We start from the raw sequence: 13,492 nt of genomic DNA, 5'->3' as shown, positions 1-13,492 counted from the left end.
TCGACCATTCCCGCCACTTTTGAGTGTGGCAAATTTGTGGCAAAAACGACTTTCAGGACTAGGACAGGTTTCTGTCAGGAGCGCTATCCCCTTGTAATATAAGGGAAAAAAGATGGTGCACCAGGCGGGATTCGAACCCACGACCACTGCCTTCGGAGGGCAGTACTCTATCCAGCTGAGCTACTGGTGCGACGCGGGCGCCATGATACTCATCTGGCTGCCGGGCGTCCATGCTGGCGAGTGTTGTTGTTGATATCGCACGTTACCGGATGTAAGGGTGACGCTTATCCGAAAATTTCGACGTTTTTCGCGTTTTCGTTCTTTTTTTCGAACAGACTATTGTCCTTTACCCCAGTAGACCCTAGGATTCGTTTGAGATTTCAAACGCTTTTGGCTGGATGCTGAAGCGCACGGTCTACACAAGGTGCGCGCTGAGTACTGAGTACGGTGAATGATTTCCTGGCGGCAGCCTTTATATAGGCGCCTTTGAACAATCAAAAAATTCGCTCCGCGTCTGCGCGGCGCTGTTTAGGAGGCCGATATGCAGCTTAAAGATACCCAATTGTTTCGCCAGCAAGCGTTTATCGATGGCGTTTGGCTGGATGCGGACAATGGTCAGACGATCAAAGTGAACAACCCGGCCACTAACGAGATTCTCGGGACTGTGCCGAAGATGGGTGCTGTCGAAACCCGTCGTGCGATTGAAGCGGCCAACAATGCGTTGCCGGCCTGGCGTGGACTGACCGCCAAGGACCGTGCGAACAAGCTGCGTCGTTGGTTCGAATTGATTATTGAAAACCAGGACGACCTCGCTCGCCTGATGACCCTTGAACAGGGCAAGCCGCTGGCCGAAGCCAAAGGCGAAATCGTTTACGCCGCCTCCTTTATCGAATGGTTTGCCGAAGAAGCCAAGCGTGTCTATGGCGACGTGATCCCTGGTCACCAGCCCGACAAGCGCTTGATCGTGATCAAGCAGCCGATTGGTGTGACCGCTGCGATTACCCCGTGGAACTTCCCGGCGGCGATGATCACCCGTAAAGCTGGCCCGGCGTTGGCCGCCGGTTGCACTATGGTTCTCAAGCCGGCTTCACAAACTCCGTTTTCGGCGTTGGCGTTGGCTGAGCTGGCGCACCGTGCTGGCATTCCTAAAGGCGTGTTCAGTGTTGTGACCGGCAGTGCCGGTGACATCGGCGGTGAGCTGACCAGCAATCCGATCGTGCGTAAATTGTCCTTCACCGGCTCCACCGAAGTCGGTCGCCAGTTGATGGCTGAATGCGCCAAGGACATCAAGAAAGTGTCCCTGGAATTGGGCGGCAACGCGCCGTTCATCGTGTTCGACGACGCCGATCTGGATAAGGCCGTCGAAGGCGCCATCATCTCCAAATACCGTAACAACGGCCAGACCTGCGTCTGCGCTAACCGTTTGTACATTCAAGACTCGGTTTACGACGCGTTTGCTGAAAAACTAAAAGTCGCAGTGGCCAAACTCAAGATCGGTAACGGTCTGGAAGACGGCACAACGACTGGTCCGTTGATCGACGAAAAAGCCGTGGCCAAGGTCAAGGAACACATCGCTGACGCCATCAGCAAAGGCGCCACCGTTTTGCTAGGCGGCAACAGCATGGAAGGCAACTTCTTCGAGCCGACCATTTTGGTCAATGTGTCCAAAGATGCGGCGGTGTCCAAAGAAGAAACTTTTGGCCCCTTGGCACCGCTGTTCCGATTCAAAGACGAAGCTGAAGTCATCGCCATGGCCAACGACACTGAGTTTGGTTTGGCGTCGTACTTCTATGCCCGCGACCTTAGCCGCGTGTTCCGTGTATCCGAAGCGTTGGAATACGGCATGGTCGGCGTCAACACCGGGCTGATCTCTAACGAAGTCGCGCCATTTGGCGGGATCAAGGCGTCGGGCCTGGGCCGTGAAGGCTCCAAGTACGGCATCGAAGATTATCTGGAAATCAAATACCTGTGCCTGGGCATCTAATTCTGTCAGCACAGTAGCGTCACGTACTGAACGGGTAGCCGGGAGGATGCAGCAGTCGATCATCGAATGCTGCTGCGCCCTCAAACTGGCTACTTAATCCTTGAACCACGCCGCCCGATGAGCGGTGAATGAGGAAATCATGTCCCAAACTAACGAATCCTTGATGCAACGTCGCAACGCCGCTGTGCCGCGCGGTGTTGGCCAGATCCATCCGATTTTTGCTGCCTCGGCGAAAAACGCCACAGTCACCGACGTTGAAGGACGTGAGTTCATCGACTTTGCTGGCGGTATCGCGGTACTGAACACCGGTCACCTGCACCCGAAAATCATTGCGGCTGTACAGGCACAACTGACCAAGCTGACGCACACCTGCTTTCAGGTTTTGGCTTATGAGCCATACGTAGAGCTGTGTGAGAAAATCAACGCTCTCGTGCCAGGCGATTTCGCGAAGAAAACCCTGCTGGTTACTACCGGTTCCGAAGCGGTAGAAAACGCCGTCAAAATTGCCCGCGCCGCCACCGGCCGCGCCGGTGTGATTGCGTTCACCGGTGCTTACCACGGCCGCACCATGATGACCTTGGGTCTGACCGGTAAAGTCGTGCCGTACTCGGCGGGCATGGGCTTGATGCCAGGCGGCATCTTCCGCGCATTGTTCCCGTGCGCACTGCATGGCGTGACGACTGACGACTCCATCGCCAGCATCGAGCGGATTTTCAAGAACGATGCCGAGCCACGTGACATCGCCGCGATCATCATTGAGCCAGTCCAAGGCGAAGGCGGTTTCTACGTCGCGCCGAAAGACTTTATGCTGCGCCTGCGTGCGCTGTGCGACAAACACGGTATTTTGTTGATCGCTGACGAAGTGCAAACCGGCGCTGGCCGAACCGGCACGTTCTTCGCCATGGAACAAATGGGCGTTGTTGCTGACTTGACCACTTTTGCTAAATCCATCGCTGGCGGTTTCCCACTGGCGGGCGTTTGCGGCAAAGCTGAGTACATGGACTCTATCCTGCCTGGCGGTCTGGGCGGTACTTACGCCGGTAGCCCGGTTGCTTGCGCCGCTGCACTGGCGGTTCTGCAGGTGTTTGAGGAAGAACACTTGCTGGATCGTTGTAAAGCCGTCGGCGAACGCCTGGTGACGGGTTTGAAGGCCATTCAGGCCAAACATCCGGTAATCGGTGAAGTGCGGGCCCTCGGTGCAATGATTGCGCTGGAGTTGTTCGAAGACGGCGACTCACATAAGCCAAACGCTGCGGCTGTTGCTCAAGTCGTCGCCAAAGCCCGCGACAAGGGTTTGATCCTGCTGTCGTGCGGAACATACGGCAATGTGTTGCGTGTTCTAGTGCCGCTCACTGCCGATGATGTGTTGTTGGACAAAGGTTTGGCGATTCTTGAAGAGTGCTTCGCCGAACTCGTGTAAAACGTGTTCGAGTAGACAGAAAAAACCCGCCGCGGCGGGTTTTTTCGTTTCAGACGTTTGCTAAGGCACAGATTCCGTCATCGGAGAGTATTGAATGACCGCTGTAGATTTGCCCGCTGCACCGCGCGTATTGATCGCGGATGCAGACCCCGCGGTGCGTAATGCGTTGATTGAACTGGTCCTGAACGTGCGCGGTGATGCGAGCTTGGAAGTATGCGCAGATGGACCGCGTGCGTTGGAGTGGCTTGACCGTCACCCCGTCAACCTGATCATTGCCGATTGGGATTTACCGGGCACCGATGGTTTGAGTTTGTTGCGCGGAGTACGACAGCAGCAGCAATGGCCGGCTGTCCCTTTCATATTGCTTAGCAACCGCAGCGACAGTGCCAGTGTGCGCGAAGCAGTTCTTCATTCGCCCACGGCTTATCTGACCAAACCCCTGAACCTGAATGGCTTGCGTCAGCGCCTCGAAAGTTTATTGCTGCCCGCAGGTGAGTACATTACCCCCGAAGCTCGCGCGCTCATCCGCGGTATGACCCTGTCTCAATTTCTGGAAAAGCGCCGTGAAATTGCTGACGGCGCGCCGTTGTCGTTGAATGTGCGCGAAGCGGTTTCAAGCAGCCAAAATAAGACGGGTGTTGATCTGATACTGCTGGAAAAAGCGTTACACGTAGATCCGCACGTTACCGCCGTTTTGATTGCTGCCGCCAACGGTGCCGCGCAACACATGGGCAAAGTGTCCCAGACTTTGTTACAGGCTTTGAGGTCGCTGGGCCCAGCAACGAGCGTTAACCTGATTCTTGATTTGGCCACCAAGCAAAACGCTGTGCTAAAGAACGATCTACTGATTGGTTATGCCCGCAGACTATGGTCATCATCGCGGCTCACTGCCCATTACGCACAGTCCTTGGCACGACTGCTGGAGCTGGATCAGGAACGCTGTTATTGCGCGGGGTTACTGCACAACTTGGGTGATCTGACGGTGCTGCGGTGCATGCAGGAGTGGATATCGGCGGGTGGTCAACTCGACGAAGACGCCGTGGAGTTAGCGCTTACGCATTTCAGCGCTGGTTTTGGTTCCGCCCTACGCACTCGCTGGCGCTTGCCTCTGGAGTTGCGAGAGTTGGTTGCGGCGGTTTATCAATTCTCGGCTGGCGTTCAATCGCGCGAAGCCTTGGTGATGGCGGTCGCAGCACAATTGGCACAGTTAGGCCCGGAGGAAGAAGTCGACACCTTGGCTAACAGCAAGGCTGCCCGCCTGCTAAAAGTGGGGGCATCGGAATTAAGTCGGTTGCGCAAAAAGTAAGCGTGTTTAGCAAGCGTGCATGAGTGGGTTACACCAGCACAATTTGATTTTTTCCCTGACGCTTGGCCTGATACATCGCTGCATCAGCTCGGGCGTAAAGAACCTCCAGCCCGGTATCGTTGTCGTCCAGGTTGGTCAGGCCTTGGCTGACGGTGATGCCAAACGCGTGGTCATCGCATTGAAAACTCAAACGCTGAACCTCCCGTTGCAACCGTTCAGCGATTTGCTTGGCCATGTCCGGTGCGCAGCCTGGAAACACCGCGGCAAATTCTTCGCCGCCAATACGCCCGAACAGATCGCCCCGGCGTAGCGCAGATTGCCCGCATTCAGCAATGCGTTGCAGCACTTGATCGCCTTCCTGGTGGCCATAACTGTCATTGACCAACTTGAAGTCATCAATGTCCAGCAACAAGAATGCGAGTGGGCGTCCCAATAAACGTGCTTGTTCGAACTCATGCTGGGCGCAATCGAAGAAATGACGACGGTTGCTGCTTTGAGTCAAAACATCGGTAGTTGCAAGGCGTTGAAGTTCGCCTTCTAGCTGTTTCTTCTCAGTAATGTCTTCAGCGATGCCCACCACTGTCAGGCGATGATCACGCTCCTGACGGTTGATGAAGCATTTGTCGCTCAACCATCGAACCTGACCATCCGAGCGAATGATCCGGTACTCCCGGTCTTCGACAGACCCTTTGTCCAAAACCTCCATTAAACTTCGTTCGGCATAGTCCAAATCGTCCGGATAAATGCTGTCGCGCCATTCGTTGTAGTCGGCCAGCAAGAGGCCTGCCGAGCGACCGAAAATTTGCTCGTACGCAGGGCTGACATAAATCATTTGCTGCGTTTCCCAGTCGAACGCCCACAGCACGGCGTTAACGCTGTCCAGCAGGGAGCTAAATAGTTGTTCGCGCTCACTTAAGCGCGCAACTTCAGCCTGAGCATGCATTAACGCAAGCAATGTTTCGGCTGCCGCCGGTAGACCGATAGGTAAGGGGCTAGCCGTAAGGAGTATTGGGTTATCCATGGGCACGGCATCTCGCAAAGACGTGCGGCGCTTAGCCACAACTAAACCCACTGAATAGCGAGTTGAGGTTGAGATTGATTGTAGGAGACGAAGTTCCAGAAGGCGCGCGCTCGATTAGAGCGCGCCGATCAACGGTGTCAGACAGAGGGGCGTAGCGAGTAAGTCTTTAATTGATTGGCAAAATCACGCAGGGACTGGATGCCACTGGCTTCGGCTTCATGCACCCAATCTTTGATTGCAGCCAGCATGTCATGCCCGTTAGTGCTGGTTTTAAGCCATATCTGTTGCAGCGCCAGACGTTTTTCGTAAATCACTTTCAGCGCGTGGCTATGCTCCAGCATTGACTGAATGTGCAAGTGATGTTTCTCGTCGAGCAAGCTGGTCTCGCGTGATAGCAGCCGCTTGGCGCGATGGAACTGATGACGTACCGACGCATCCGCTTTGGCTAGTTCTTGCGCAACCAGCGGGCCAATGACCAATTTGCGGTATTGGGCCATGATCTGAAAGCGATTGTTCAGAATTGCCATCGCAGTGTCCATGTCCAGCGAGCCTTTACCTTCTACCCGGTGGGCGATAGGCGCGATGCGCTGGACCTTGGCCAAATGCAGAAGGCTAAACAGTTTGATCCAGGCATAGCCGATGTCGAATTCCCATTTCTTGACCGACAGCTTGGCGGAGTTGGGGTAGGTGTGATGGTTGTTGTGCAGTTCTTCGCCGCCGATCAAAATGCCCCACGGCACCAAATTGGTCGCTGCATCACGGCATTCGAAGTTCCGATAGCCCACCGCATGCCCCAGCCCATTGACCACGCCAGCCGCCCAGAAGGGAATCCACATCATCTGGATTGCCCACACGGTGATGCCGATCACGCCGAACAGCGCCACATCGATCACCGCCATAAGAGTGATGCCCAAAACGGGAAAGCGTGTGTAAAGATTGCGTTCAACCCAATCATCGGGACAATTTTTGCCGTAGATGCGTAATGTTTCCGGATTTTGAGCCTCCGCGCGGTACAGCTCTGCACCTTTACGCAGCACGGTGGATAAGCCTAGGATCACCGGACTGTGGGGATCATCGACGGTTTCACATTTGGCGTGATGTTTGCGGTGAATAGCAGTCCACTCGCGCGTATTCTGTGCTGTGCTTAACCATAGCCAGAAGCGAAAAAAATGTTTGAGGCCTGCGTTGAGTTCCAGCGCACGGTGGGCGGAGTAGCGATGGAGATAGACCGTGACGCCAATAATGGTCACATGGGTCATGATTAAAGTGACTGCGACCAGTTGCCAAACCGATAGGTCAAGTAGACCGTTGTTCCACATAGCCTTGGTAGCCCTCAAATAGCGCCTGATAAAGGTAGAAACAGCAACGCGCATTATCACCAAGCCACCAGATAAAACCAGTCGCCCTTTTAGATAAGAGTCGCAGAATGTTTCTACTCTATAATCCGCGCCTTTCGTGAGGATTTTCGTATATTTATGTCACTTTCGTCCCGGGACGCTTTACGCACGGCCCTTTTCTACACATTGCTGTCGATTTTGTGGCTTGAGCTCAGCACGCTTGTACTCCCAGTGCTTATCGAAGATCCCGTTGGATTGCTTCGTTGGCAGCTAATCAATGGGTGCGGGTGGATGGTTTTCAGCGCTGCTTTCGTCTTTTTTGCTCGCGCCCGTTTGCTGAGCATCATGGGTGTGGGCGCTCGCTTGGGTCAGCAGCAAAAAGATCAGGAACGCCTACGCCAAGCCGCCGTGGTGTTCGACAGCACCAGTGAAGGGGTGCTGGTCAGTGACAGTGACGGTTTGATCGTCCATGTGAACCGCGCCTTCATGGAAATTACCGGGTATCAGGAGTCGGAAGTGCTCGGCTTAAACCCGAATAAATTCAAGTCTGGGCGCCATGATCTGGCGTTTTACCAAACCATGTTCAAGGCGCTGCATGACACGGGCCAATGGAGTGGAGAGATCTGGAATCGGCGTAAAAGCGGTGAGGTTTACCCGCAATGGCAGAACATTCGCAGCATCAAAAATGACAGCGGCGTCATTACACATTACGTCGCGGTGTTTTCCGACATCTCTGCGATCAAACGCTCGCAAAGTGAATTTATGCACCTTGCGCACCATGATCCGCTGACCGATCTGCCAAATCGTCTGTTGTTTACTGATCGCACCCGTCAGGCCTTGGCGCATGCCCAGGCCCAAAAGCGTGGCTGCGCCCTATTGTTGATAGACTTGGATCACTTCAAAAATATCAATGACAGCTTGGGTCATAACGTTGGCGATCAAGTACTAAAAATCGTGGCGCAGCGGCTTCATGCCTTATTCGACAGGGGTATGACCTTGGCCAGGCTCGGTGGCGATGAGTTTGCCGTACTGGCTGAGAATTGCCAGCAAGTCATGCAGGCCGCAGACCTGGCTCAGAAAATCGTTGATGGTTTAAAAGAACCCTTCATGGTTGACCATCATCAGCTATTTGTCAGCGCGAGTATCGGCATCAGCCTGTTCCCCAACGATGCGCTGAATGCTGAGCAGTTGTTGCGCAATGCCGACTCGGCGCTGTTCAAGGCCAAAAACAACGGTCGCGAAGGGTATGCGCTGTATACCGAAGAACTGACAGCTCACGCCCAGCAAAGGGTCGAACTCGCTGGTGAGCTGCGCCGCGCCATCGAGCAAGAAGAGCTTCGAGTTTTTTATCAACCGGTACACGATCTTTATAGTGGTCGCATGCTTGGAGTCGAAGCGCTGGTGCGTTGGCAGCATCCCGAACGCGGTCTGGTGTCGCCTGGTGAGTTCATTCCAATTGCCGAACAAAGCGGCCTGATTGCAGATATCGACGCCTGGGTTCTAAAAGCCGCGTGTCGACAGATGCGTGAATGGCGAGAATCTGGATTCGATCTCGAATTTGTCGCGGTAAACGTTTCCAGTCGCGTGTTTAGTCACAGTGATCTATACCAGCAAGTGGCACGGGTATTGAGCGAGACTGGACTTGATCCAGCGTGTCTGGAACTGGAAGTTACTGAAAGTGCGGTCATGGAAGACCCTGAAATGGCGCTCGAACAGCTGCACCGCCTTCGTGAATTAGGCTTGCGACTCGCAATAGACGATTTTGGTACGGGCTACTCGTCGCTTTTACGCCTCAAGAGCATGCCGGTACATAAACTCAAAATTGATCAGGGGTTTGTAGCCGGGCTTCCTCATGACGAAGATGATGCCGCCATTGTTCGAATCGTTATCGCGTTGGCGCGGGCGCTAGGCATGAAGGTGCTGGCTGAGGGCATAGAAAGACCTGAGCAAGCTAGTTTCCTGTTGGAAAATCACTGTGAGCTTGGTCAAGGCTATCTATTCGGTCGCCCACAGCCGCCGGAAGTTTTGTACAGCACGTTGCTACAACTGCCCCGCTAGTGCGCCGATTCAAGATTTAGAGCTGCGCAAAGCGCTCTACGTTGCCTACTGCTTACCTGAGCATCAAATGTAAAAACTTCAATACCTTCAAGAGATTTTGTTTGTCACTTCCTTGGTGATTCCAACCGGTTACACCTTGGCGAAGACAATCACGTATTGTTCCGCCCTCATGCAGTGGCGCTTTTCCGTCATGAGCTGGAAGACCACCATGCGGCAAAGGTACGCGACATTCGGCCATTGGGCTCGACCACGCGCGTGACGTTAGAGGTCGAAGGTCAGAGCGAATTGATCGAAGCCGAAGTGGTTAAAGACCATGACAGCCTCACGGGCCTGGCGCGCGGCGAAACGTTGTTTTTCAAACCTAAGGTCTGACAGAAGCTGACCGACAGTTAATTGATCTGAGCGGTTGTTAGCAATACACGGTAAATAAGGGAGATGGCATGAATGGAGCGTTATGGCGAGGCCGGCTACTGAGCAATTATTGGTTCAGTAATTTGCCCGCAGCTTTACAAGATGGCGTGCTCGACGCGGCAAAGCAGCGTCGCTTGACACCCGGCAGGCTGTTGTTCCGGCGTGGTGATCCGCCGTGTGGTCTGTATGCAGTACTAGAAGGCGCAGTTCGGGTCGGCGATGACCAAGAGCACATAAAGCCGACCGTGGCTTCGTCAACAGACCTGCCTTTCTGGTTCGGCGAGGTGTCGTTGTTTGATGGCTTGCCGCGTACTCACGACGTGTATTCCCATGCGCAGAGTATTGTTTTGCATATACCTCAAACGGATCTAGAGCGACTGCTGGGAAAAAATCCCTCGTATCGGCGTCAGTTCGCATCATTGTTGGAGCAGAAGGTAAGGATGCCTGAAGCGCAACTGGAACAGCACCACCGTCTGCCAACTGTAGCCCGCGTGGCTTTTTTTCTGCTACTGATCAGCCAGGGTTATGGCTCGCTCAATGGGTCGCCCTGGTTTATCCGGCTGCCATCGACGCAGTTGGCGCGCTGGTTAGCCCTTTCAAAACCGACGCTGGTTAGTGTTCTTCACGATTTGCAGGCGCGGGGCGTGGTGAAACTAAGTTCTGATGACATCGAAGTCCTGGATTTTAATAAACTGCGTGCGGCAGCTAGTTAATCGGCTTAGCCTATTAGCACGATTAATGAGGTGCGCCATGCGTTTGCTGTTAGTTGAAAACGATGCCAATACGGCCAATCTTCTGGCCAAAGGATTGGGCGAGTCCGGGTTTGTGGTGGATGTCGCGCATAACGGGTTGTCAGGTCGCCACTTTGTCGAAGAGCACACCTACGATCTGGTCATCTTGGATGTCATGTTGCCAGGTCTTAATGGCTGGCAATTGCTGCAACTGATCCGTCAGCGAGGCACCACGCCGGTGTTGTTCCTTACTGCTCGCGACGCCATCGAAGACCGGCTGCGCGGTTTGGAACTGGGCGCAGATGATTATTTGCTAAAGCCGTTCACCTTCGAAGAGCTGTTAGTGCGAGTGCGTACATTGTTGCGACGGGGTCCTACCGGCACTGCCGACAATTACGCCATCGCCGACTTAGAGATCGACGTACAGCGGCAGAGGGTTAGTCGCGGCGGGCAGCGGATCTCCCTGAGTGATCAAGAATTTGAACTGCTGCAGTTGCTGGCAAGCCGTCAAGGCGACGTGATCTCTCGCTCACTGATTGCTTCGCAAGTGTTCAATAACGACAGTCAAAAGGTCGAAATCGCAATACACCGGCTACGTTCGAAAATCGACGAACGCTACGTACCAAAACTGATCCATACCATGGGTGGTGTGGGGTATCAGTTGGCGGTGCTGAACGGTTGAAAACCCTCTGTGGCGCAGAAACGCGACCCCGCAGGCGCCAACTTGGCGATGGGCGCGCGACGCGGTTTATCTGAAGTACCGCGTCTTTCGGGAAGCTTTCTGCCACGCCGCCTCTATTACACAGGGTATTTGATTTACCTGCCCAGGCCGTCGCGAAACTGGCTCGGTGTCTGTCCGGTCCAGCGTTTGAAGGCGCGACTGAAACTGCTGGTGTCAGCAAAACCCAGCAGGTAGGCGATTTCGCTCATTGATATGCGCGGCTCACGCATGTGCTGGATCGCAAGATTCTGTCGACACTGATTCAACAGCAAATCATAGCGAAAGCCTTCGTCGGCCAAATGTCGTTGCAAGCTGCGCAAGCTTAGGTGCAAGGTTTGCGCGATGTACTCGGCAGACGGTTCACCGTCGGGTAATTGTGCTTCTATCGCAGCGCGAACCCGACGTTCCCAAGTCATCGGTTTGAGTTGTTCAAGGGTGCGCTTGAGCACCGCTTCATTGTGCTCGGCCAATTCCGGGTTGCCATCTTCCAACCGACTGTCGAAGTCGATAGACGAAAACTCCAGAAGGTTTTCTTTAGCGGAAAACATGATTGGAGCGCGAAAAACATCGTGCCAGGGCTGTGGGTCCAACGGTTCGGGCCGCTGAAGGTGCACTGCCAGCGGCACGTAGTCACGGCCCAACCGGTTGCGACAAGTGCGCACATATATCGCCGCAAAGGCATCAATCGCCTCATTGGCGGGCTCAGGGTTACCTTTGGCAGCGCTGAAGCGAAACTCATATCGCTCAGCGTTCCGACGCAGGTCCAGCGCCAGCACATCGCTAACCACCTCGTGATAACGCACGATACGCGCGAACACTTCCTGCAGCGTGCCGCTGGCTACCAACGCATAGCCCAGCGCATGAAACGTAGTTGGGCTGACGAACCGCGATACCCGCAAGCCAATCGCTGGGTCGCCGCTGGCTTGAACGGCTAACTGCCATAGACGGGTAGTTCCGGTCACCGGGTAACGCGCATTTGGGTCATCCATCAGCTGCGGATCCAGCCCGGCGGTTTGGCACAGCGCCACGCTGTCGAGGCCAAGAGCGTCGAGTTGCTTGCGCAGGGCGCGAGTCCAGCTGGCGAGCGTCGTGGTTTCAGTCATAACAATTGGCGCGTGCGGTCAATAGGTTGGCGTTTGCGGTCGGGCGAGGTCTCGCCCATGGGTGCACTGTGTGATCCATCGGTAATCCCTTCGATAACGCTAGCTCAATAACCAGAGGATGGAAGCATGCAGGGTACTTCTGCAAGTCCCGACAGACTGAATGCACAACAGCGATCAGCGCATATTCGCGCGGCAGTGATGGCCCGTGGCGACCAATTGCGCCAACGCTACCCGATCCTCAAACACCAGGACGCCATCGGTGTCGGCATTTTGACCTTTGCCCTGAGCGGCATGCTCGCAAGCGCAGCCCTCTATATCGCGGGATACATGGCGTGGTGGGTGTGTTTGCTGCTAAACGCCTTTCTCGCCTCGCTGACCCATGAGTTGGAACACGATCTGATTCACAGCATGTATTTTCGCAAACAGCGCATCCCGCACAACCTGATGTTGGCGCTGGTCTGGATGGCACGCCCGAGCACCATTAACCCGTGGATCAGACGCCACCTGCACCTCAACCACCACAAGGTATCCGGCACCGAAACCGACATGGAAGAGCGCGCCATCACCAACGGTGAGCCTTGGGGTTTTGCGCGGCTGCTGATGGTGGGCGATAACGTCATGTCGTCGCTGATTCGCATGCTCCGGGCGAAAACCTGGTCGCATAAGTTCTCGATCCTCAAGCGCACGCTACGCGTTTACGCGCCGTTGGCCCTGCTGAATTGGGGCACCTGGTACGTGTTCCTCGGGTTCCATGCGGCCAATGGCATCGCTCACGTATTCGGCGCGCCCGTTGATTGGTCGGCTAATACGCTGGCGGCGATGCATGTGGTCGATATTGCTGTGGTGGTACTGGTCGGCCCCAACGTGTTGCGCACGTTTTGCCTGCACTTCGTCAGTTCCAACATGCATTACTACGGCGACGTGGAGCTGGGCAACGTCATGCAGCAATGCCAAGTGCTCAATTCGAAATGGATGTGGCCGTTGCAGGCGTTCTGCTTCAACTTCGGCAGCACCCACGGCATTCACCATTTTGTCGTAAAAGAACCGTTTTACATCCGCCAGATGACCAGCCCGGTTGCGCATAAAGTCATGGCTGAAATGGGCGTGCGGTTTAATGATTTTGGTACGTTCAGCCGGGCGAATCGGTTTGTTCGGGTGAAAGAAACTTCAACTGACTCGGTGACAGCAGCGCAAGCCTGATCGGGAGTAAGAGGGCGGGCGGTAGTCTTTTTGTCACAGAGTGTGGATAGGATCTGATAAAGGTTTTGTGGGCTGCTTCTTAGACAGGGAGCGGCCCTTTTTTATTCTGCGGTTTTGACTCCTCTCTTCCTGGCAATTGCCTGTTTCCGCCGGCCATACGCCGAAATTAAGCGCATTTGAAATGCTTATTCCGCAATTTC

General features: G+C 54.6%; 10 protein-coding genes, 1 tRNA gene and 1 pseudogene. 8 read left to right on the top strand and 4 right to left on the bottom strand.

Annotated elements, in window-relative coordinates:
* Positions 1-113 precede the first annotated feature (113 nt).
* A tRNA-Arg gene (locus RGW60_RS18130) sits at positions 114-190 on the bottom strand.
* A gap of 351 nt (positions 191-541) precedes the next feature.
* On the opposite strand from RGW60_RS18130, the gene gabD reads away from it, so the two are divergent.
* The 3 genes from gabD to RGW60_RS18115 all read left to right on the top strand — a co-directional run bounded on the left by gabD (position 542) and on the right by RGW60_RS18115 (position 4,710).
* Positions 542-1,984 (top strand): NADP-dependent succinate-semialdehyde dehydrogenase, encoded by a 1,443-nt coding sequence (gene gabD, locus RGW60_RS18125; RefSeq protein ID WP_322205866.1) that lies wholly within the window; start codon positions 542-544, stop codon positions 1,982-1,984.
* Positions 1,985-2,123: 139 nt separating this feature from the next.
* Entirely contained in the window at positions 2,124-3,404 is a 1,281-nt protein-coding gene (gene gabT, locus RGW60_RS18120; RefSeq protein WP_322205865.1) for a 4-aminobutyrate--2-oxoglutarate transaminase, read from the top strand.
* Between the two features lie 94 nt (positions 3,405-3,498).
* Positions 3,499-4,710: an HDOD domain-containing protein gene (locus RGW60_RS18115; protein ID WP_322205864.1), complete on the top strand. Its 1,212-nt coding sequence runs from the start codon at positions 3,499-3,501 to the stop codon at positions 4,708-4,710.
* Between the two features lie 28 nt (positions 4,711-4,738).
* Here RGW60_RS18115 and RGW60_RS18110 read toward each other — a convergent pair whose 3' ends face one another.
* Positions 4,739-5,731: a sensor domain-containing diguanylate cyclase gene (locus RGW60_RS18110; protein WP_322205863.1), complete on the bottom strand. Its 993-nt coding sequence runs from the start codon at positions 5,729-5,731 to the stop codon at positions 4,739-4,741.
* A 137-nt stretch (positions 5,732-5,868) separates the two neighbouring features.
* Positions 5,869-7,050, bottom strand: coding sequence for a delta-9 fatty acid desaturase DesA (gene desA, locus RGW60_RS18105; RefSeq protein ID WP_322206964.1), 1,182 nt, complete (start codon positions 7,048-7,050; stop codon positions 5,869-5,871).
* Positions 7,051-7,206: 156 nt separating this feature from the next.
* Between desA and dibA the strand changes: the two genes are divergently transcribed.
* The 4 genes and pseudogenes from dibA to RGW60_RS18085 all read left to right on the top strand — a co-directional run bounded on the left by dibA (position 7,207) and on the right by RGW60_RS18085 (position 10,950).
* Positions 7,207-9,126: a phosphodiesterase DibA gene (gene dibA / locus RGW60_RS18100; protein ID WP_322205862.1), complete on the top strand. Its 1,920-nt coding sequence runs from the start codon at positions 7,207-7,209 to the stop codon at positions 9,124-9,126.
* Positions 9,127-9,210: 84 nt separating this feature from the next.
* Positions 9,211-9,498: pseudogene (locus tag RGW60_RS18095) on the top strand (TOBE-like domain-containing protein); the annotation flags it as partial.
* 68 nt (positions 9,499-9,566) lie between these two features.
* On the top strand, positions 9,567-10,250 hold the full coding sequence (locus RGW60_RS18090) for a Crp/Fnr family transcriptional regulator (RefSeq protein WP_322205861.1): 684 nt from the start codon (positions 9,567-9,569) through the stop codon (positions 10,248-10,250).
* Between the two features lie 37 nt (positions 10,251-10,287).
* Positions 10,288-10,950: a response regulator gene (locus tag RGW60_RS18085; protein WP_322205860.1), complete on the top strand. Its 663-nt coding sequence runs from the start codon at positions 10,288-10,290 to the stop codon at positions 10,948-10,950.
* A gap of 134 nt (positions 10,951-11,084) precedes the next feature.
* On the opposite strand, the gene RGW60_RS18080 is transcribed toward RGW60_RS18085, so the two are convergent.
* Positions 11,085-12,092 carry an AraC family transcriptional regulator gene (locus RGW60_RS18080; RefSeq protein ID WP_322205859.1) on the bottom strand — a complete coding sequence of 336 codons (1,008 nt, stop codon included), beginning with the start codon at positions 12,090-12,092 and terminating at the stop codon, positions 11,085-11,087.
* A 126-nt stretch (positions 12,093-12,218) separates the two neighbouring features.
* Between RGW60_RS18080 and RGW60_RS18075 the strand changes: the two genes are divergently transcribed.
* Complete coding sequence (locus tag RGW60_RS18075; RefSeq protein ID WP_322205858.1) at positions 12,219-13,292, top strand: fatty acid desaturase; 1,074 nt, start codon at positions 12,219-12,221, stop codon at positions 13,290-13,292.
* Positions 13,293-13,492: the final 200 nt, after the last annotated feature.

Origin of the sequence: Pseudomonas sp. AB6, assembly GCF_034314105.1 — a bacterium.
GTDB lineage: Bacteria > Pseudomonadota > Gammaproteobacteria > Pseudomonadales > Pseudomonadaceae > Aquipseudomonas.
The sequence above is the reverse complement of the archived record's forward strand: the minus strand, read 5'-3'. Positions and strand labels throughout refer to the sequence as shown.